This is a genomic window from Mycobacterium sp. pUA109 (assembly GCF_041287095.1).
Taxonomy (GTDB): domain Bacteria; phylum Actinomycetota; class Actinomycetes; order Mycobacteriales; family Mycobacteriaceae; genus Mycobacterium.
Genome location: NZ_JBGGKS010000012.1, coordinates 145598 through 167272, shown reverse-complemented (window position 1 = coordinate 167272; position 21675 = coordinate 145598). Strand labels below are relative to the sequence as shown.

The 21675-nt window shown below is 69.1% G+C and carries 16 protein-coding genes; 1 reads left to right on the top strand and 15 read right to left on the bottom strand.

The annotated features are described in order from the left end of the window. Positions 1-171: 171 nt before the first annotated feature. From eccA to ACAG26_RS15630, 10 genes are all read right to left on the bottom strand, one after another. Positions 172-2004, bottom strand: a complete 1833-nt coding sequence (gene eccA / locus ACAG26_RS15675; protein WP_370483698.1) for a type VII secretion AAA-ATPase EccA — start codon at positions 2002-2004, stop codon at positions 172-174. Next, the gene (eccE, locus tag ACAG26_RS15670; protein WP_370483697.1) at positions 2001-3164 is read right to left on the bottom strand and encodes a type VII secretion protein EccE; all 1164 of its coding nucleotides are present in this window, start codon (positions 3162-3164) and stop codon (positions 2001-2003) included. Before eccE ends, eccA begins: the two co-directional genes overlap by 4 nt. Continuing rightward, on the bottom strand, positions 3161-4894 hold the full coding sequence (gene mycP / locus ACAG26_RS15665; protein ID WP_370483695.1) for a type VII secretion-associated serine protease mycosin: 1734 nt from the start codon (positions 4892-4894) through the stop codon (positions 3161-3163). Before mycP ends, eccE begins: the two co-directional genes overlap by 4 nt. Beyond that, a complete protein-coding gene (gene eccD, locus ACAG26_RS15660) occupies positions 4872-6386 on the bottom strand; it encodes a type VII secretion integral membrane protein EccD (RefSeq protein ID WP_370483693.1) in 1515 nt (504 codons plus the stop codon). The genes mycP and eccD overlap by 23 nt, the downstream gene beginning before the upstream one ends. A 210-nt stretch (positions 6387-6596) precedes the next feature. Continuing rightward, positions 6597-7496: an ESX secretion-associated protein EspG gene (locus ACAG26_RS15655; protein WP_370483691.1), complete on the bottom strand. Its 900-nt coding sequence runs from the start codon at positions 7494-7496 to the stop codon at positions 6597-6599. Between the two features lie 165 nt (positions 7497-7661). Continuing rightward, positions 7662-7946, bottom strand: a complete 285-nt coding sequence (locus ACAG26_RS15650; protein ID WP_370483690.1) for a WXG100 family type VII secretion target — start codon at positions 7944-7946, stop codon at positions 7662-7664. A gap of 11 nt (positions 7947-7957) precedes the next feature. Next, a complete protein-coding gene (locus tag ACAG26_RS15645) occupies positions 7958-8254 on the bottom strand; it encodes a WXG100 family type VII secretion target (RefSeq protein WP_071023654.1) in 297 nt (98 codons plus the stop codon). Between the two features lie 129 nt (positions 8255-8383). Beyond that, on the bottom strand, positions 8384-9631 hold the full coding sequence (locus ACAG26_RS15640; protein ID WP_370483689.1) for a PPE family protein: 1248 nt from the start codon (positions 9629-9631) through the stop codon (positions 8384-8386). A 24-nt stretch (positions 9632-9655) separates the two neighbouring features. Next, complete coding sequence (locus tag ACAG26_RS15635; RefSeq protein ID WP_370483687.1) at positions 9656-9955, bottom strand: PE family protein; 300 nt, start codon at positions 9953-9955, stop codon at positions 9656-9658. A 379-nt stretch (positions 9956-10334) separates the two neighbouring features. Further along, positions 10335-11441: a cytochrome P450 gene (locus tag ACAG26_RS15630; protein ID WP_370483739.1), complete on the bottom strand. Its 1107-nt coding sequence runs from the start codon at positions 11439-11441 to the stop codon at positions 10335-10337. Between the two features lie 244 nt (positions 11442-11685). Here ACAG26_RS15630 and ACAG26_RS15625 point away from each other — a divergent pair, with 244 nt between their 5' ends. Then, positions 11686-11880, top strand: a complete 195-nt coding sequence (locus ACAG26_RS15625; RefSeq protein WP_370483685.1) for a ferredoxin — start codon at positions 11686-11688, stop codon at positions 11878-11880. Positions 11881-11949: 69 nt separating this feature from the next. On the opposite strand, the gene ACAG26_RS15620 is transcribed toward ACAG26_RS15625, so the two are convergent. The 5 genes from ACAG26_RS15620 to eccB form a co-directional block, all read right to left on the bottom strand. Beyond that, positions 11950-13215, bottom strand: coding sequence for a PPE family protein (locus tag ACAG26_RS15620; protein ID WP_370483684.1), 1266 nt, complete (start codon positions 13213-13215; stop codon positions 11950-11952). A 5-nt stretch (positions 13216-13220) separates the two neighbouring features. Then, positions 13221-13520 carry a PE family protein gene (locus tag ACAG26_RS15615; protein ID WP_370483682.1) on the bottom strand — a complete coding sequence of 100 codons (300 nt, stop codon included), beginning with the start codon at positions 13518-13520 and terminating at the stop codon, positions 13221-13223. Between the two features lie 258 nt (positions 13521-13778). Further along, positions 13779-14990 (bottom strand): PPE family protein, encoded by a 1212-nt coding sequence (locus ACAG26_RS15610; protein WP_370483737.1) that lies wholly within the window; start codon positions 14988-14990, stop codon positions 13779-13781. An 839-nt stretch (positions 14991-15829) separates the two neighbouring features. Further along, on the bottom strand, positions 15830-20011 hold the full coding sequence (gene eccCa, locus ACAG26_RS15605) for a type VII secretion protein EccCa (protein ID WP_370483680.1): 4182 nt from the start codon (positions 20009-20011) through the stop codon (positions 15830-15832). Continuing rightward, on the bottom strand, positions 20008-21528 hold the full coding sequence (gene eccB, locus ACAG26_RS15600; protein WP_370483678.1) for a type VII secretion protein EccB: 1521 nt from the start codon (positions 21526-21528) through the stop codon (positions 20008-20010). The genes eccCa and eccB overlap by 4 nt, the downstream gene beginning before the upstream one ends. Positions 21529-21675 lie beyond the last annotated feature (147 nt).

Sequence of the window (21675 nt, the reverse complement as noted above, 5' to 3'; positions counted from 1 at the left end):
GCTACCCGGGCGCATTCCCGCGGTCCGCCCCCGCAGCGCCCTGAGCAGGTCTTTTAGCGTTAGCGGCGGACTCGGGTGGCCCCACATGGGGGCCGGTTGTGGACCTCCTGGGGGCTTTGTCCGAGTTTGCTGACGGGTTGCTGTGAGCTGGCTCACAGCCGGACCGCCGATTCAGTCGGGGTTTTTCTCGGCCACCGCCGCGCTGAGGCCTTCGGCCAGGTCGTCGCGGGTCAGCTCTTTGAACCGGACCAGTTGGTCCTCGCTGAACTCGGTCTCCTCGCTGGCCAGCACCGCATCCAGATCCTCGTCGTCGAGCCGGAAACTGCGGTGATCGCGGGCTTTTTCCACCACGTTGCGGACGAATCCGGCGTTGCCCAGCACGTCAATGCCGCGGATCAGGTCACCCTCGGCGGAGATGTTCTCGTCGTTGTAGAACTTGGTGTACGACGGCAGCAGCACCTCGACCGCCTCGTCGGTGATGACATCCTCGTTTTCGGTGCCCATCAACTGGGTCAGCGCGACCAATTCCGGTGGGGTGTAGCTGAAGAACTCGATCACCGTCGAAAACCGCCGGCGCAGACCCTGGTTCACTTCCAGCATCTTCTCCATCGCCTTGGCGTACCCGGCGCCGAACACCACCAGTTCGTCGCGGTGGTTCTCCATGTACAGCAGCAAGGTGTTGATGATCGCGTTGCCGTAGGCGTCGCCTTGGGCATACCCCGCCTCGTGCAGGTTGTGCATCTCGTCGAAGAACACCGCTCCGCCCAGGGCCTGCTCGAGCATCTCCTCGGTGTTCTTCTCCGCGTCGGCCATATAGCGGCCCAACAGTTTGGACCGGCTGGTCTCCACCACCAACGGCTTGCGCAGCACGGTCAACCCGCACAGCTGTTTGGTGAACGCCCGCGCCACCGTCGTCTTGCCGGTACCCGGCGGACCCAACAGCAGGGTGTGCCGGGAGCTGACCGGCACCGGCAGGCCCATCTTTTCGCGGGCCAGATTCACCTTGGTGGTCGACTTGATCAGCTTGATTTCCCGCTTGGCGGCCGCCATCCCCAGCATCGCATTGAGTTCGGCGTCCCCCTCGGCCAGGTACTTCTTGGCTTCCTCGGCGTGCCGGGCGGCCTCGGTCTGTGCCCGGGTCGGGGCACTGTCCGGATCCCACGGATCCGTGCGCGCCTCAATGGTTTCCGGGTCGGTCAACACCAGCCGGTAGTCGGCGTTGTCCAACGCTTCGCGCGCCGGGGCAAACTTGGCGTCGCGCGAATACACCCGGCGCAGCAGCTCGGTGGCCTCGTCGTCGCGGCCCAGGTGCCGCAGACACATGCCCTGGGTGTACATGGCAACGTTGGCGGCGCCGGGCACCAGGTCACCGGCGATGGCCTCCTCGGCCCGGCGACAGGCCTCCTCGAAGACACCCAGGGAGGCCAGCGCGGTGGTCGCCATCGCCGCGGCGGCGGCCCGCAGTTCGGGGTAACGCCACTGTTTAGCCGGCGGGAACTGGGTCAGCACATCCGGCCAGCGCCCGGTCCGGAAGTACAGCACGCCGCGCACGTAGTTGACCACCTCGGTGTCAAACGGTGACCGCGGGTCAACGCCGTCCAGCAGCTGCGCGGCCTCGGCGTACCGCTTTTCCTCGGTCAACGCGGCGGCATAGCCGGCGGCCAGGGTGTCCACGCTGGTGATCGCCAACCGCAGGAACAGGCCGTCGGACAGCTCGGGACGAAATTCGGCATCGCTGAGCCCCAGCCGGCGGATTTCCCACCCGAAGGTCCGTACCGCCGCCCACGCCCCGGCGACCACGTCGACGCCCTGCTCGCCGGCCAGGATGCGGGCCAGCCACCCGTCACACATGCCCGGGTCGATCGTGGTGGCCGTGGTGAACATCTGTTTGGCCACTTGCGGATTGCGGCTGGGCTGCAAACCGTTCACCGAGATCCCCGACGCCAACAGGCCGGCCACCATGGCGTTGCGCGCGTCGACCGTGGTCATCTGCGGGCTGCTCATGCGCGGGCTCCCACCTCCACTCTCGGCGGCGGCGCCGGGCTCAGCGGGACCGCCAAGTCTTCATCGTCCGGCAAGTCCCGGCCCGGCACCACCAGCGGCGTCCGCGCCGCCGGGGCCGGCAAGCTGGCCGACACCGCCACCAGCTGGCGACCGGTGAGCCGGTTCAGCCCCGACCACACCTCTTTACGCAGCCGCCCGCTGCTGTGATAGCGCACCCAGGCCGACACCTCGGCGCCGCCGCGGCGCGGGATGAGCCGAACGGTCACCACCGTGGCGGTGGTGTCGGACTCCCACAGCTCCTCTAGCGTCTCCGAGGTGATGTCCTGCGGCGACACCCAGAAGCTGGTGACAAACTCCTTGTCCCCTTCGGGCTGTTTGTGTTTGAGCCGACGCCGACGCGGCCGAATGTGCTCGGGCTGCAGACCGGCCAACACCGCGACGTCGACGTCGGCGATCTCGGCCGCGGTCACCGGCCGCGCCGCGCACTGCGCGCCGTCGATCTCGGCGGCGAGCCGTTCGGTGGCCGCGGCGAGGGTGGACGCCACCGAATCCCGGGCCGCCACCGCGGCGACGTTGTGCAGCGGATCCATCCGCAATACCAGCCAGGTGTGGCGCTGATCAACGGATCTGGGCTCCTCGCCGAATCCCGTGTCGACAGCGACCGGCACCCCGACCGAAACGATGTCAATCCCCTCCAGCCGCACGTCGAACTGGCGCAGTGCGGTGGCCACCGTCCCGACCGGCAGGGTGACCGCCCCCGGCTGGCCGTGCCGCCCGACGCGCCGGTCGTGCCGGCCCGTCACGGCGATCACCGAGACGAGTTGGCCCTGGTATTCCCGGATGCCAACCGGGTCTTGGCCAAACCGGCGCCGGTGATCGAGCCCCGCTGAGCGCCCGGCGGCCAGGGTGGCCTCCGGGTCAACGAACCGGTCCAGCACCCGCGCCGCCGCCGCCGAAGCCAGCGGCGTGCGCCGATAGGTGACCACGGCGACGATCAACACCAGCGCCGCGATCCCGACACCCACCCACCAGGCGTAGGTGGCGGTCCGCGCCGAGCCGGGCCAATGCCGGGCCAGCACCAGCACCGCGACATCGATCAGGAAAACGATGGTCAGCCGCGGCCATGAGAGGTTGAGCCCCACCGTGCGTTGCGCTTTCATTTCTGTCCCGCCGAACGTCGCAGCATCTTGGCCGCGGCCAACGCGACCCCGGCCCCAATCAGCAGGACCGCAAGCCCCGCGCCGGCCACCCACACCGGTGTCATGTTGCGCTCCGGGGGCGGTGGCGGCAATTTCAGCGGGGCCGACAGCCGTTCCGGGGGTTTCGCCGGACCGTTGGGCACATCCCAGGTCAGCGCCGCCACCGGATCGACGATGCCGTAACCCACCTGGTTGTCCACCCCGCGGGCCGGGGGCCGGGCGGTGTGAATCAAGCGATTCCGGATCTGGTAGGACGACAGCTCCGGGAACTTCGCCCGGACCAGCGCCGCCACCCCGGACACCAGCGCCGCCGAGAAGCTGGTGCCGCTGGGGACCAACAACGAATTGTCCGGGCCATCAACGGCGTTCATCAGCCCGTCGTCGCGGGGGGACAGCCCCTCGATGTCGGTGCCCGGTGCGGCGAGCGACACCCACGGCCCGGCCACACTGGACTTATCCAACGGTGCCCCGTTGGAGTCCACGGCGCCGACGGTCAGCACGAATTCGTCGAACCAGGACGGCGTCACCACCGTCGACACCCCACCCCAGTCGCGGGGATCGTTGGGCCGCAACGGATCATAGACCGGGTTCTGTTTGCAGTCGCGCTTGCTGGTGTCGCCGGCCGCGGCCACGATGACCGCGTCCCGTTCGACCGCGGCGTAACGCACCGCCGCCCCCAGGTCGGGCTGGTCGATGATGCTGCGTGCACTCATGCACATCACGTCGGAAATATTGATCACCTGAGCGCCCATGTTGGCGGCGTGCACGATTGCGCGCGCCATAGTCCGAATGCTGTCGGCCTTTTGCCGCGATTGCGGATCCCCCTCGTCGACGAAGGGATCCTTGGGGCCGAACGCCTGGCTTGACTGACGGATCGAGATCACCTCCACGTCGGGGGCCACACCAGAAAACGCGTCGCCGGGCGGGCCCGGCGGCGGCGCGCTCGGGTAGCCGGCGGTCACCACATGTCCGCCACCGGCGCGGCTCGGCATGGTGATCGTGCCGCTCGCACCGTGCGCCCCCGGGCCGGGAGCCTGCCCTGGACCCTGGCCCGGGGCGGGTTCCTCGCCCTCACGCGGCGGCGGCGGCGCGACGGTCACCGTCTCGGGTGGCCGGGTGATGATCGTGGTCTGCGGCGGCGGCGGGGGCGGTGGTGGCGGCGGCGGTTCGGTGGTCGGCACCGGCGGGGGCTTGCGGGTTTGCCGCGGCGGAGGCAGCGGCGTGCCGTTGGCCGGCGCGGCGGCGATCAACGAGGCCACCAGGGTGCCGTGGGCGTCGCAGTCGGTTAACCCGTCACCGCCGCCCATCACGTAATCCCCACCACCGGTGAGGTTGGGCAGCCGCGGATGCGGGGTCACCCCGGTGTCGATGACGGCGACCTTGACCCCGCCGCCCCGGCCGAACTGCCACGCCTCCGGCAGGTTCAGCATGTCCAGGAACTTCGGCTGAACCCGAAAGTCGGTGCCCGGCAACACCCCAACCTCCGTGCAGTAGGAGGTCTGCCGCATCGGCTGTTCGGGCCCGGGTGGGCTGTCCGGCGGGAGCGCGGCGGGATCGATCGCCGGGCGGTCGATAGCCCCGGCCGGCAGCGCCCCGGCCAGCGCGCCGGCAGCCACCAGCAGTGTGGTCGCGGTCGCCGCGGCCGCACGGCTGCACCGCGGCCAGCCGTTACCGGTACCGGATGGCTTCATAGGTATTCATCAACCACAGCGCCAGCGGGAACAACGGCATCAGGCACAGGTACTCCACCCATTCCACGAGTTTGCGGAACAGCGGGCTGTAGATGGTGTTGGGCACCACCGCGGCGGCGATCAACCCGGCCGCCGGGAGCACGATCAGCACCGCCACCCCGATGGACAGCGCCGCCGGTGTCCACAGCACCACCACGTAGCGCACCGCGACGATGGCCGGGATGGCCACGCCGGTGACCGTCACCGTGATCGCCTGCCACCGGTCCAGGAATGAGCGGCCCCGCAGGATCAAGAACCCGGTGGTGAAGCCGGCCAAAAACAGCGGCAGCCAGCGTCGGTCGGAGCTCGGGTCGCACAGCCCGGCGGCCGACGCGGCGATCAGCACACCCAGCCCGGCCAGCAGCCCGGTCAGGAACGACCGGGCCCGCTCGGCGCGCAGCACCACTTCGCGCACCGATTCGGGGCCCTCCAGCACCGGCGCTGCGCCTTCGGCCTTCACCACGGTGGTGGGCAGGTCGGGGCGGGCTTCGAACACCCAGCGGCTGGTCGCCGACGGGAACACCGGCAACCGGATGCCGGTCAGCCAGCGGGACAGCGACGGGGCGGTTTGATAGCCCAGCACGCAGGCCAGCAGCAGGCAGCCCATCAGCGGGACCGCCCCGGCCAACGCCACCATCCGCAACACGCCCACCAGCATCACCGCGACGCTGATCGTGATGATCGCGGTGTAGATGCCCAGCCGGCGGCCGGTGAACCGCATCAGCAGCAGCGCGGTCACCCCGGCCACGCCGAACCCGAACGCGGCGTGCGGCGCCCCCACCGGCCCGGGAACCGCCGCGGCGGCCGCGACCGCCAGCGCCGGCAGCGCGGTGAGCAGCAGGATGTCGCCCACCCGGCGTTCGGGCACGGTGCGTGCCCGCAGCAGAATCAGCACCGCCGCGGCGAACACCAGCACCGCGATGATCCCGCCCCAGCCGGCCGCCAGCCAGCTGTCGTGCCGGTACCGCCAGCCGCCCAGCAGGCCCACCGCCAGCAGCACCCCGATCGCCAGCATCGCGACGCCCACCTGGACGGCGGCCACCGGATTGATCGCGGTGAACCGCTCGGACAGGTTCACCGCCACCGCGGTGGAGATGTGCTCGATGACTTGCGAGCGACGCTCGGTGTCCTCGAGGAACCGCAGCCACAGCCGGTCGCCGTCGTACACCTCTTGTTCGGTCAGCGACTGGGTGGACCGCAGTGCGGTCCCGTCGACCAGGCACAGCACCCACCGGCCGCGGCCCTTGGCCTCCAGGGGCTTCTCCCCCAGCTCCCGCAGCCGGCTGTTGATGACCTTCAGCAGCGGATCGATCATCACTGACACCGGGGCGTCGGCGTCGAGCAGCACGCCGATCTGCACACCGGCGCCGGCCATGATGCCGATCACCGCGGCGCGCGGCCCGGTGACCGAGGGCTCGGTGTCGGGTTGCGCAACCTCGACCATCGTCGTCACCGTCGCACCGCCCTCGATCGAGCTATTTCCAGATCGGCCGAGGCCATATCCGGTGGGCGGTTGCGCCCGACAAATACTGAATCCATGCCTGCTGCCTCATTTTGGTGGATTTATAGTGTCGCCCAATTCTAGGGCCATTGTGCTCTATCCGCACGACGACGAAGCATGCTGCGTAACCCTTTGCCGCAACTACTTTTTCGTTCCCCTGCGTTAAACTCTGCGATGCGTTTTCCAGGACCCGTACGGAAGTGTGTCCAAAACGGTCTTGACCCCGACTTGCACCAACTGCGGGGTGGCCGGACAGATCGCCAACCACGACTCACCGGAGCCCGCGGTGCGGGCCTGCTGATACAGCGCGATCCGGCCACCGGACCCGTCCTTGAGCGACAGCACCGAGGCGCTGGGCGCCCGGGCGTCGTCGCGGTATTGCCGCGCATAGACCGCCGCCTCGGCCTCCGGATCCGACAGCGCCTGCCCCAGGGCGGCGATGGTGGCCGCCGACAGGCCCATCCGCCGCAGGTCACCGCCGGAGAAGACATTGAACCCCGACTCCTGCCAGCTCTGGGTGACCTCGAGCATCTCCTCCAGCGGAACGTTGACCGCGGTGATCTGCGCCGGGTCGGTGTGGTGGATGGACTCCAGCGCGTCGAGCACCAGCGCCGCGATCGACGAGGCGTCGGTGATCGACACGTCGTCGACGGTGATGTCGGTGCCCACCCGCACCGCCGACACCCAGTGCTCGCCGCGGCGGGCCAATAGCACGCGGAATTCGTTGTCGGGAATATCGCGGGTCCCCGGCGGCGCGTCCTCGTCGTCGATAATGCCGTAGCGCAGTTTGCCGCGTGACAGCAGCGCGACGACCTCCAGGTCGGGTGCGGCCAGCACCTTCATGCGCCCCGCGACCTGCTCGTTGACCTCGTCGCCGACGACGATCCCCTGCTCGCGCATCACCGCCATGCCGGGATGCTCATTCAGCCAGTCGTTGGAATCGGTCGAGACGTACGGCCGGCACCGCAGCTCGGGCGCCACATGGCGGATGTCGAGCAGCGCCTGCAGCATCCAGAAGCCCTCGACGTTGACGGTGATGTCGGTTCTGGTGCTCGGATCCATCACTACCCTCCATTAGCCTCGCCGGTCTGGTTACTTGCCTATTGCAACACGCGACGGCACACCGTGACCGGTGTGCCGTCGCGTTTAGTCAGTTGTCACCGCGCCGGGTGTGCGGATGGTGCGTATCGCGACCCGTGCACACCCGGCGCCAGTGGCATCCGGATATCAGGCCCAGCTGGCGCTGACCGCGCCGTCGGTGGAGGCCATGTTGCCGCCGGCCGTCTGGACCTTGCTGCCGTGGGTGGCGGCCTGCTCGTAGATCACCTGGAAGTTACGACCCAACTGGGTGATGAACTCCTGGCAAGCCACCGAACCCGACCCACCCCAAAAGTCACCGGCGGCCAGCACGTCGGCGATGATCGCCTGGTGCTCGGCCTCCAACGACGCGGCCTGAGCCTTGATCAGCGCACCGTGCGCATCCACGTCGCCGAACTGGTAATTGATGCTCATCTGTGGGCTCCTTAGCTGCTCAACGCCGTCTGCGACGCGGCTTCTTGCTGCTCGTAGTTATTGGCATCCCGAATCAGACCATCACGCACCCCGTGCAGCATGTTCACAATGTTGCGAAACGCGGTCTGCATCTGCCCCATGGTGTCGTAGGAGGTGTTGGCCGCGGTCCCACCCCAACCAGCACCGGTGATGTTCGTCGACGACGCCCACATCTTGCGGGCCTCATCCTCAACCGTCTGGGCGTGCACATCAAACCGGCCCGCCATCGCCCGCATCTGATGCGGATCCGTCATAAAACGCGTAGGCATAAAATCGCCTCCTTACCTAGTAGAAGTCATCGACTGCGAATACTTGTTGCCGTGGCCGATGTATGACAGCAGGCTACGCCTTGACGCAGCATGCTGCCTGGCCGAAACACACTGTTGGCCCCCCTTCCATTACCCGGCCGCCGGTGAGTGTGGGATGACACTCGGACGGAGATCGAACCGGGGAATCGCCGGAGTCTGGCCGCTGCCGACCGCGCGGGCGGCGTTGGCCAGCATCGGCATGCCGTTCATCATGTTGCGGGCGTTGAGCCCCGCGGTCGGGGTGGCGCCCAGGCCGTTGCCCAGCGCGGAGCCGATCGAGCTGGTCGAGGGGGCGACCGCCGCCCAGGACTGCGGCACCGACAACGCGCCGAGCGAGCCGGCGTGACCGAACCCGGCGGTCACCGCGGAGCTGGCGCCGCCCAGGCCGGCAAAACCGCTGGAGCCGCCGGTCAACACCGACCCCAACGCCTGGACGGGGTTGGTCAAGGCGGCGGCCGCGCCGGCCGTCGTACCCATCCGCGACAGCGAACTCAACGAGTTCACCAGCGAGAACATGTAGCTCCCGTTCTGGGCGACCATGGTCGCCGGCGACACCGCCGTTTGCAGGCTGCTCAGCGCGCTGAGCGGCGAAGTCGACGAGGACGACCCCGACGACGACGAGGATGTCAGTGACGTCAGGTTCTGCAATGCCTGCGTGACCGGCGACGTCGAGGACGTCGTCAATGCCTGCGTCACCGGCGACGCCGAGGACGTCGTCGAGGAGACCGAGGACACGACGTTCTGCGCGTTGGTGGCCGCCGAGTTGCCAGCGGCCTGGCTGACCGCCGCACCCTGGGCCGCGGTCCCGGCCGCGTTGGTGGTCTGCGGCGGCTGGGCGAACGGGGTCAACGTGCTCGCCGCCTGGGACGCCCCGTGATAGCCGTACATGGCGGACGCATCCTGGGCCCACATCTCCATGTAGTGGGCCTCGGTCGCGGCGATCGCCGGGGTGTTCTGCCCCAAGATATTGGTCGCGACCAGCGTGGCCAGCTGGGTGCGGTTGGCCGCGATCAGCGGCGGGGGCACCGTCGCCGAAAACGCCGCCTCGTAGGCGCCGACCGCCGCCCGGGCCTGGTTCGCAGCCAGTTCGGCCTGGGTGGCGGTGGTGGTCATCCAGGTCACATAGGGGGCGGCGGCCGCGGCCATCGAGGCCGAGGACGGCCCCGTCCAGCCCGAGCTGGTCAACCCGGAGATCACCGAACCGTAGGAGGCCGCCGTCGAATGCAGTTCGGCGGCCAGGGTGTCCCAGGCGGATGCCGCGGCCAGCAGCGGGCCGGCACCGGCACCCGTGTACATGCGCGCCGAGTTAATCTCCGGCGGCAAGGCCCCGTAGTCCATAGTTGTTCGTTAGCTTCCGCTCGCTTAACCGGCCGCGGCCGCGTTGGCGGCCTCGGTGGCCGCGTACGATCCGCCGCTGGTGTTCAGCGTGTTCACAAACATCTCGTGAATCGCCGCGGCCTGGGCACTGATCTGCTGGTACAGCGTGCCGTGCGCCGCGAACTGGGCGGCGGTCAGCGCCGAAACCTCGTCGGCGGCGGCGGGAACCACACCGGTGGTGGGGGCGGCGGCCGCGGCGTTCTGCGCGCTCAGCGCCGAACCGAGACCGGTCAGGTTGGCAGCGGCGGCCGCCAACGCCTCCGGCTGGGTGGTCACGAACGACATCGAGATCTCCTCCTCGTCACTCTCAGCAATCGCTCTGCCGATGAGATTAGAGGCCAGCGACGCGTCGCGCCTCCCGCGACCGCCGATGTTCCCAACTGTTCACCAGGCAGTGCCAAATGTTCACTTTGAGAAATGCGACGGTAACGAGGGTGGGGCCGCGATGAGACGATCCGTGCAGGTCAACAGGCTCACCGGTGCCCACCCGGTGCCACCGGCGCCGACGAGGCACCACCGTCCGTTGCCGCCCACAGCGGGCCGTGGCGGGCGGTTCGGCGTCGCGTTGGCGCGGTTTCGGAATAAAAATCTTGCTGCATCCAACGCGGCGGGGCCCCGGGTGACCCGCGTCACAGCAACCATATTGGGTCGGGCGCGGCAGCGCTCAAGCCCACTGCAGCGGCAGCGTCTTCAGCGCGAACGTCATCGCCGGGAAGGCAATCTCCGGCGTGTAGCCCGACACCAACTCGAACTCCGGGATGCGCTGCAACCATTCACCGACAACCACGGTCAGTTCCAGCCGCGCCAAGTGCGAACCCAGGCAGCGGTGCGGCCCACCGCCGAATCCCCAGTGCCGGTGCAGTTTGCCGTCCATCACCAGGTCGTCGGTGGAGGTCGGGTCGCTGCCGTCGCGGTTGACCGCGGCCATGCACAACCGCACCGGAGTACCGGCGGGCAGCGTCATACCGCCGACGGTCACGCTCTGGGTGGTCACCCTGGGCGCCACCGGCGCCGAGGGCTCCAGCCGGACGATTTCTTCGATGAAGGCCCGGATCTGTTTGGGGTGGTCGCGCAGCGCGGCGCGCAAACGTGGTCGGCGCGCCAGTTCGAACAGGGAGAACCCGATCGCCGCGGTCACCGTGTCCAGGCCCGCCAGGATCAACAGGTGGCTCATGCCCAGCAATTCGAGGTCGCTGAAGTCCCCGTCGCCCGTCATCACCCGCGACAGCATGTCCGTGCCCGGGTTCTGCCGACGTTGGTTGATCGCGTCGGCGAGGTAGGTGAACAACTCGCGGGCCGGGGCAAGGTCGGCCTCGGTGCGGTAGGGCTTGTCGTCGACGACGGCGTCTTTCCAGGCGATGACGCGGTCACGGTCCTCCAGCGGAAGACCGTAGAGATCGAGGAACACCTGAAACGGGTACAGATTCGCGAGATCGGCCATCGCCTCGCATTCACCCCGGCGGGCGATGGCATCGATCATGTCGGCGGCGTGTCGGTGCAACACCGGCAGGGACTTACTCAGTGCGTGCGGGCTGAAATAGGGCGTGAGGATCTTGCGGTACCGGGTGTGTTCCGGGGGGTCGAACGCGAGCGGTACTACGGGCAGCGGGCTATCGGGGGGTTGCAGTGCCAAACGCGACGAAAAGACCGTCGGATTGCGCAGCGCCGCGAGCACGTCTTCGCGGCGGGTCAGGTAATAGGCGCCGTTCATGAACACCACCGGCCCGGCGTCCCGCAGGGTCTTCCACCCGACACCACGGTCGACGGCCATCGGCAAGTCCGCGTACTCAAGCCGCGGCAGGTGAAACGCACCCGGCTGATATTCGTCGAAGCTGCTCACAGGCGGCCGTCCGTTCGTCTGTTTCCCGGTCGCCTCACCGATGGTGCGACCGTCAACATGGTAAACATCGGCTGCTGGGCAAAACCGTGAGGCGATGCGAGCGGCGTCTTTTAAAATCGAGATGCGCAGTGCACCAAGTCGACCCGCGTAACACCTTCGAGGAAGGGAACAAGCCATGCGAGTTCGTCTCGAACGATCGAAATGCGTGGGGCATGCACAGTGCTACGCCGTCGACCCAGACCTGTTCCCGATCGACGAATCCGGCTACTCCGTCCTGCAAGAACACCAGGTACGGCCCGAGGACGCACAGGTCACCCGCGACGGCGTGGCCGCCTGCCCGGAGATGGCGCTGATCCTCGAAGAGGAATAGCGACCACCGCACGCTGGCCGCCACGAACCGCCAACAGCGCCTTGCCAATCGCGGCGCCCGGCGCTGCCGTTATCCGGCGAACGGCGGGCGGGCCATCACGGTGGGGCGGAACCCGTACTTGGGACCGGACCCGGCCGCATGGGCTCCAGCACCCGCCAACGGCATGCCGCCCAACAGGTTTCCGGCACCGGCGCCCACCTCCGGAGCCGGAGTGACACTGCTGACCGGCACCGGTGGGGCTGGGAACCCCGACGACGATAGCGGGGTCGAGCCGAGCCAGCTGGGCGGCACCGCCAAACGACCGACCCCGTTCGCAGCGCCCAGGCCGGCCGACACCGGAGCGCCGCCCATCGCGCCACCCAGCCCGCCCAATCCGCCCAAGCCACCCGCCGCGCCCGCGGCACCGGCGGCGCCCGCCGCACCCTGGGCGGCGGCCGGCGCCGACCCGCCGATCAATCCCAGCGTCTTGGCGATCTGAACGAAGTTGTTGCCCATACCGATACTGAAGTACGGCAAACCTTCGGTGTTGTAGAAGAAGCCCGCGAATGGGCTGTAGGCGTTGAGCAGCCCCCCCAGCGAGGTCGGCGGGGTGGACGATCCGGTCAAAAGTTCCCAGATGCTGCCGAGCGCCGACGTGGAGGAGCTTGTGGTTGTCGATGCGGTTGTCGATGCCGCCGGGGTTGCCAGGCTCTGCAGCGCATTGGGTGTCTGGGAAATCGCCTGCGACACATTCTGCGCGCTCGTTCCCGCCGCCGTGGAAGCGGCGTGGGTGACGGCGGCGGATTGCAGGGCCTGTCCGGCGGCATTGGTGGTCTGCGCCGGCGAGGTGAACGGTGTCACCTTGGAAGCAACCGCGGACTGACCGGCGTAGCCGTACATTGCGGCGGCGTCTTGAGCCCACATCTGCGCGTATTGCGCCTCGAGTTGCGCGATCGCCGGCGTGTTTTGACCGACAATGTTCGTCGCGGCCAGCTGCGCGACCTGCGCCCGGTTCGTCGCGACCGCCGGCGGCGGCACGGTCGCCGCGAACGCGGACTCGTAGGCGGCCGCCGCCGCCCTGGCCTGGTTGGCGGTGTGCTCGGCCTGGGCTGCCGCGTTGCTCATCCACGCCACGTAGGGCGCCGCGGCGTCGGCCATCGACGTCGACGCCGAACCCGACCACGCCTCGCCGGTCAGCTGAGTGATCACCTTCTCGTAGCCGACGGCCGCCGAATTCAGCTCAGCGGCAAGCGTGTTCCACGCCGACGCGGCAGCCACCATCGGCGCCGATCCGGAGCCGGCGTACATCCGTGCGGAGTTGATCTCCGGCGGTAGCGCCCCGAAGTCGAGCACCATCTCCCCTAACCGGCCGCGGCCGCGTTGGCGGCCTCGGTGGCCGCATACGAACCGGCGCTGGTACCCAGCGTGTTGACGAACATCTCGTGAATCGCCGCGGCCTGAGCGCTGACCTGCTGGTACAGCTGCGCATGCGCGGCGAACTGCGCCGCCGTCAGCGCCGAAACCTCATCGGCCGCTGCAGGCACCACCCCGGTGGTCGGGGCCGCCGCAGCCGCGTTCTGGGCCGAAACCGTGGATCCGATCCCCTGCAAGCTGCTGGCAGCCGCCGAGAGTGCTTCCGGCTGCGTGGTCACGAACGACACCTGATCTCCTCCTAATCAACTTCAGCCTCAACGGACTTCGAATAGTCGTCCATCACTGAGAATTGAGGCTAGCTGGCCCGAGCGGGCCCGCGCGCTGTCCACGCCAACTATTCATTCCCCGATCACCACTGTTCATCCACCGGAACGAGCTGTTCACCCGCCGTTGGCTTCTCGGACGGTTTCGGCGCCGGGCCACAGCCCCCCAAATAGCAGGCACCCCGCGGCGCCATGCGCTGCCGCGGGGTGCCTGCCTGCGCGCTAGCCCGCCGACGGCGGACGCGACATGACGCTGTAGCGGAACCCGTACCGGTACGTCGCTCCCCCACCGCCGCGCCGACCGGCGCCGGTCAACGGTATTCCGCGCAGCAGACCCTGCGAATCACCGGAGGCCGCGGCGCCGACCCTGCTGAACGCCGTCCCCGCGCCCGTCGGGTTGAGCTCCGCCCCGCCGGCGGCCCAGCTCGGCGGCACCGACAGCCGGCCGATCGAGCCCGCCTTCGCGAGGCTCGCCGACACCGGGGCGCCACCGGCACCGCCGCCAAAGCCCCCCACCGCGGGCAGGCCGGCCCCCGGCAGCGGCGCACTGCCCGCCGCCCCGGCACCGCCGGCCGTGCCCGGCACCAGCTGTTGGGCGATCGAGGCCAGGAACTGCGGAATGCCGGTAAAGAAGTAGCCCTGCAGCGTTTGTTTGAGCAGCGTCGTGTAATTACCGGTGGTCAGCGCGGGACCGGTGCCGATGGGCGCCGGCAGGAACGACGACAGGGACGACGTCGACGTGGAAGTCGTGGGTGACGCAGCCGACGACGACACCGATTGCAGCGCAGGGGAAACCGCTGAAGTCGAGCCAAGGTGCGAACTCGTAGATGCGGCGGTCTGCGCGGAGGTTCCCGCCTGGGTGCCGGCGGCTTTGGCGACCGTGGCGCCCTGCGCCGCCACCCCCGCCTGGTTGGTGGTGTCCGCCGGTCGCGTGAACGGCGTCACCGTCGATGCGCTCGCCGACGACCCGGCGTACCCGTACATCGCCGCCGCGTCCTGGGCCCACATTTCGGCGTAGTGGATCTCGGTGGCCGCGATCGCCGGCGTGTTTTGCCCGAAAAAGTTCGTTGCGACCAGCGTCATCAACTGGACCCGGTTCGCCGCAATCACCGGCGGGGGCACCGTCATCGCGAAGGCGGCTTCGTAGGCCGCCACCGCGGCCCTGGCCTGCATCGCGGTCTCCTCGGCCTGCAGCGCGGTGGCATGCATCCAGGCAACATAGGGCGCGGCGGCGGCGGTCATGGACGTCGCGGCGGGCCCCGACCAGGGCCCGCTGGTCAGTTCCGCGATCACCGAACCGTAGCCGGCCGCCGCGGCATGCAATTCGGCCGCCAACCCATCCCAGGCCTCCGCAGCGGCAAGCATGGGCCCAGGCCCCGGCCCCGTGTACATACGACCCGAGTTGATCTCCGGCGGTAACGCCCCGAAATCCAACTCCACCCCTCCTCAGGCGGCGGCCGACGCCCGGGCGGCCGGCTCGGCTCCCGTGCGGTCAAGGCCGCCGCGCATCATGGTCAATAGTTGTAGGTCGCCACTGCGGCTGCTGAGTGCCAGGTGGGCTCGCGACGCGTGGTGTATGGCCACAGACGCAACGCACCCTTCTTCTCTCACTCACCCGCAGTGTTAAGAACGTTGAGCCTGGATCACTCGCCGTTGAACGATTGCTCGCCTGCGAGATTAAACCGCCGGTCCGGGACACACCGCGCCCAACGCCGACAATTCACTACCGGACAACTACTGTTCATCCGAACGCGGCGACCGTTCATCCACCGTTCGGTTAAGCGCCGTGGAACCAGGGCCGTGATCGTGCTGCGCCCGGGCCCGTGGTGTTGTGGCCACCCGCGAGCCATTGGACCCTTCTCGGGACGCCTCGCAGGCGTGAAAACGGGCTTGGTTCACATTCCCAACACCGAAAGTGCGTGCACGCAGGAGTCCTCTCGAACTTCTCCTGCGGGAGCGCACTTTCGCTGCTTGGCCGGGGATTTTCCGGTCAGGAGTCGGCCAACCCGTACCGCACGTCAAACGCACTGCGCCGCACCCACCTGGCTTCGGCGCTGCTGATGGTTCCGCAATCGATGCCGGTCACCTTCATACTGGTCCGGTTGATCGTCGACCATCACTGGTCGACGCCCGCGGTCAGCGCCATGGTGGTGGCCTCAGTGATCGCGGTGCGCTACAACGGTTTAGCGGCGAGCGCGCTCACCGAATGCGCCGGACCGTTCCGGGGTGGGCGCGCCCTTGGCACCCGGAACGTCCCGGTACCGGGGCGGGTGTTACCCGCGCCCCGGCACCGGACGCAGCTCGGTGGCGGCGACCTGGACGAACACCCCGGTGTCCTCGGCCATCAGCAGGCCGCGGCCGCGGGGCAGCGGGCCGCCCTTCATCTTGCCGCGGATGAAGCCTTCGTCGGGGTCGGCGTCCATCACCAGCAGCGGCGCGTTGGCCTGGTGCAGCGCCCGCAGCAGCGGGTCGCTGCCGGCCGAGGACCACCCACCGAAGGTGCGGGTGGCGATCACGTGCAACCCGACGTCGGCGGCCCGCGTCACCCACGGGGCGGCCTTGTGCAGCGGCGAGTCGAACCCGGGTGGGAACTGCTGGATGTCGTCGATGATCAAGAAGATCTCCGGCCCGCTCCACCACGAATGCGACAGCAACTCCTCGGCCGACAGGCCCGGCGGCGGCTCGCGGCGGGCCAACGTGGCGGCCAGCTCGTCCATCATCGCCACCACGCCGTCCATGTTGTAGGCGAACTTCTCCACATAGTCGGAGCCCAGCGTGGTCAGCAGTTGTCGACGCGGATCGACCAGCCACACCTGCGCCGAGGGGCCGCTGGGCGGCGGCGCCGAGCTGGCGCCGGGGGCATACACCCGCCCGATCTCGGACATGATGGTGGCCAGCGTGGTGGTGCGCCCGCACTCGCGGCGCCCGGTGACCATCAGGTGCGCGTTCTCGGCGAAGTTGAGGTACACCGGCTGCAGATCCAATTCCGAGATCGCCCAGGCGATTCCGCCGGCGCCGACCCCTTCGCGGTGATCCACCGCGGCCACCGCGCGCACCTCGTCCAGCCCGAACCGGGCCGGCAGGCGCCGCACCGGGCGGGCCCGACCCACCGCCAGCTCGCTGACCGCCGCGGCCACGCTGTCGGATTCGAACATGCGCTCCGGGGTGGCGGCCAGCGCCGGCCGCGCGATCAGGGTGTGCAGACCCGCCTGCGGATCGCTGTCGAGCCGCACGTAGTTCACCGCGACCATGCCGCGGCCGGGTTTGACCGGCACATCCTTGGCGAACCGGGACCGCACCAGTTTGGCGTCCTCGACCGCGGCCAGCCGCAGCTCGACGCGGGACCCGAAACCGCTGCGGACCGCGGGCCGCAGCTCCGATTCCCGGTCCGCGGTGACCACCACGTGCACCCCGAACGAGGGGCCCTGGTTGATGATCTGGTTCACCTGCTCGATGAGCACCTCGTTGTCTTCGGCCAGCGCCCGGTAGTTGTCGATCACCAGGTAGACGTCACCGAAGCCGTCGTCGGGCACCTCGCCGGGCGCGTCCCCGAACTTGCGCCGCCGGAACACCTCCATGGACGGCACGTCGTACTCCAAGAAGCTGCGTTTGCGTCCCCGGACCAGCGCCAACAGCTCGGCAATGGTGCGGCGCACCCCGTCGGGGTCGGTCGGTCCGGCGACCGAGCCCACGTGCGGCAGCCGCGCCACCGTCGCCAGCGAGGTGCCGCTGAAGGCCAGGCAGTAGAACTGCACCTGGTCGGGGGTGTGGGTCATGGCGGCCGAGCAGATCAGCGTCTGCAACGCGGTCGTCTTCCCCGACCCGCCGGCACCCAGGATCAGCACGTTGGCCCCGGGGCCGGAGGTGTCCACCACCCACGGCGGCTGATCGTGTTTGAACGGCCGGTCGATGACGCCGATCGGGAACACCAGGTTGCGCCCGGTGCCGTAGTCCTGCTGCCACGGCCGGCCCAGGAACCGGTTGACCAGCTCGTCGACCGGCACCGGCTGATCCAGCGGGGGCTGCCACAGCCGATACGGTTCGAACTCGATGCGGCGCAGCTGATCGATGATCACCGTGCCGACCTTCGGCGTCCGGAAGCCCTCGTCTTCCTCGGCGCCCTCCTCGGCGGGCCGCTCGCCGACCGCCGGCAGCGCCTCCTCGGGCGCGGCCTCGATCTCGGTGCCGCTGACCGCCACCTCCAGCGGGGTGAACGCGGTGGTAAACAGCTGCGGCCGAATGTAATCGACGGCGTGCACCAGCGGCGCCTGTTCCTCGTCGAACGAGCCGGCGCGGTGGTAATCGCGCCACAGGAACTCCGCCTGGAACCGGATGATGTCCTCGCCGCTCTTGCGGAAATACCCCAACCCGGCCTTGGCCGGCAGGTTGACCGCGTTGGGCACCCCGGCGGCCTGGGCCGCCCCGGCGGTTTGCGCCTTCAGCACCAGCCGGTAACCCATGTTCTCCATGAGCTTTTCGGCGCGGCTCTCGATGGTCTGCGACGCCATCATCAGGTGCACCCAGTAGGCGCGGCCCTGGCGGCCGATCGAGTCGAGCACCTCCACGGCGGTCGGCATGATGCGGAACCATTCGTAGAACTCGTCGATGACCACCACCAGCATCGGCAGCGGGGTCATGTCCTGGCCGTGGGCCCGCATCCTGGCCCGGATCTCGTTGTACTCCTTAGCGCCGTCGACCCCGGCGCTGTCGCACAACGTCTTGCGGCGGGCGATCTCGCCCCACATCGCCTCCAGGAAGCGCTCCATCAACGCCTGGTCGTCTTCCAGGTCGGTGATGATCCGCGACACGTGCGGCACCCCGGCGAACGGCTTGACCGCGGACCCACCCTTGAGGTCGGCCAGCACGAACTGCAGCTCGTCGGGCGGGTGCCCGAGCATCAGCGATTCGATGACGGTGCGCACCAGGGTCGACTTCCCCGACCCGGTGGTCCCCGACATCACGCCGTGTGGACCGTCGCCGCCCTCGTCGAGCGACTTCATGTCCAAGAACAGCAGTTCGCCGTTGTCGGCGCGGTTACCGAACGGGACCCGCAACCGTGACCGGCTCAGCGCGTCGCGGCGACCGGCCCACAGCGCACTGAAGTCGATGGAGCCGGCGTCTTCGATCCCGTAGTAGGACAGGATGTCCCGGGAGCCGATGTGGGTGACCCGCTGCCCGATCTCCTCGTAGGCCTCGGCCAGCCGCCACTGCGCCAGCCGCTGGGCGAACCGTTCGGCGTCCGCGGCCGACAGCTGGTCGGCCAACGCGAAGAACCACGCGTTGTCGTCGATCACCATCCAGGTGTCGCGGTCGCGGGGCAGCGTCTCGATCACCCCGTTGTCGTCGGTGAACCGCAGCACCCGCTGCGGGGACGGACCGGCCGAGGCCGACGCACCGCACAGGTCGAAGAACGTCACGCCGTCGACACCCTCGGTGGTGAACACGTACTCCCACTGCGGGTCGTCGACGTCGGCGATGATCAGGTGGTGCGGGGTCGGCGTCTCCGCCGACGAGCTGGGATGCCGCGGCATGAACGACCCGCGGCCGGAGAACAAGTCGCCGTGCTCGGCGGCGAACTCGCGCACCGACCCGTACACCATCCGGGCGTTGCCGGCGGCGTCGTGGCGTCGCGAGTCACCGAAATGCGGCAGCCATTTCACCCAATCCCACTGCGCGGCATCGGAGCTGACCACGATCATGCGCAGGTGGTCGGGTCCGTGCGAGAAGGCCAGCTGGCAGATGATCGCCCGCATCAAACCCAGCACCTGTTCGCGCTCACCGACCAGCGAGTACCAGGGTTCGACCAGCAGCGACACCATCTTGGGCAGGTTGTAGATGACGCTCTGGTAGCGCCCGAACTCCTGCAGCGCCTTCCCGGTCACCGGTTCCAGCTCGATGTCGGTGGGCATGTTCTGCGGCTCACCCCAGGTGACCTCGGGGCGGGTCATGCCCACCCCGACGCGCACCGCGCCGAAGTTGAGGTCCTTGCCGTCGGGTTTGCGCTCCCACATCCGCGACGACCCGATGGCCGCCGTCAACGTCGCCGGCGCCGGGTGGTACCACCGGTAGTTGGCGTCCATGGAGTCCGCCGACTCCGACGCGGTCTCCCGCAGCCGGTCCAGCATCAGCATGAACTGCGCCCGCATGGCGTCCAGCTTGGGCCGGCTCAGCTGCTGGGCCCCGCCGCCGAAGCGGCCGCCGAACATCATCATCGCGACGCCACCGATCATGAAGATCGGGAAGATCGAGCCGGCGCCGAGGAACATCCGCGACCCGCTGGAGGCGGTCATCGCCACCATGCCGACGATCAGACCGACGACCAGCACCCCGACCACCACCAGCCACCAGGGCTTGCCCTCCGGCGGCGGGACACTCAACGGTGTCGGCAACACAATGTTTTCCGGCTTGACCGCCGGTGGCCGCTCCGGCGTCGGCCGCGCAAAGCCGCGTTTCACTTCGGCACCACCAATTCTCCTGGCTTCATATCTGTTGGCAGGGTGTCGTGCCGCACCAGCGCGTCCGCGCGCGACAGCGTCGGCCCGTTGGCCAGCAACCGCAGCGCCACCCACGGCGCGGGGCTGGGCTGCATGGTCAGCCCCAGTGCGGTGCGCGCCTCACGCGTGTCTTCGACGCCGAACCGCACCCCGGAATCCGAGAGCCACCACAACGATTCGGTGGTCGCCGCACCCGGGTCGTTGCCGGTAGAGGCGACGAAGTTCGCGAAGCCGGGCCCGAAGTAGACCCGGTCGGCTTCGCGGCCGGTGTCGTCGGCCTTGACCAGCGACACCACCCGGTCGGCCTCGTTTTGCGGCACCGGAATCGTCGGCCCGGACACCACCTGCACGCGGGCCCGGCCCTCCCCGGCGGCGCGCTCCCACCACCAGCAGGTGGCCGGGTTCTCCCGCTTGTCGATCACGCTCAGCGGCCCCTCCGGGTACGCCGACAGGTCCATCGCCTTATCGGCCGGGACCACCGGCAGTTTCGCCAGCACCGGCGGGGCCACCACCATCGGCTTGCCGCCGCCGGTGGCGCCGGCGTTCTGCAGGATCTGGGCCACCACCGCGGTCACGGTTTGCACCCCGTCCGCGAGCACCACCGAATACTGCTGTGGCCCACTGATTTGCGGGGTGACGAAGACGGTGCCCACCGGACCGGGGGCGTCGGCGAAGTGCGCCGGGCTGCCGGCCTCCGGCACCGTCGGCACCGACAGTTCCGCACCGACCGGCAAGGCGTCGAACAGCGCCCGGCTCATCGGCGGCGCTTGGCTGACTTGCTCGGGCGCCAACCCCAACGGCAGCAGCACCGACCGGTCGGCGGCGTCGATGCGGGACCGGCGGCCGTCGCGGATCACCCACGACTCGTTGGCGTAGCGCAGCACCACCGCGGCCGAGCCGCTGAGCACCTGCCGGCGATCGGACAGATCCGGGGCGCCGTCGATCACGGTCACCGTCACCGGCGACGGGGCCCCCACCCCCATCGTCGGGGTCACCGAGTCGCAGATCAGCCACGACGCCGACGTCGGGCTGCTCGGCGAGAACTCCGACGGGGCGCCGGGGATGCCGACCAGCGGGCCGTGCGGGGCCTCGGCGATCTGACTCGACCGCACCTTGTGCGGGTTCTCCGGCCGCCCCGCGATCAGCCGCGCCGAGGCCAGGTTCAACGCCGGATACAGCGTGTCCCCGACCCGCACGTACAGCGCCCCGGAGTCCCGGTCGGCGATGATCGGCGTTTCGCCGATCTGGCCGGACGGGCTCAAAAACGACATCAACAGGGCGCCCAGGCAGACGACCACCGCCGCCGACACCGAGGCGACCACGGCCAGCCCCTGCCGCCGGCTCGGCTCGACTTCCATGCGGACCCGCCACCGGGTCAACGCCAGCGCGGTGCGGCGCGCCAAAAACTGGTGACCCGTGACCTGTGTCCGGGTCGATAACCCCAGCCCGTAGCCGGGTCCGCGCTCGTGCTCAGCCATGCCGGATCACGTTCCGGCCCGGCGGCATGCCGCGATGCCCCGCACCGCCGCCATTCATACCGATAACGGTAGGCCTCCCGGAGTCGGACCACCACGCCCCAGCGGTGCGCCGAGCCGCGCGGAAAGCGGCGTCGACCACCGTGTTGT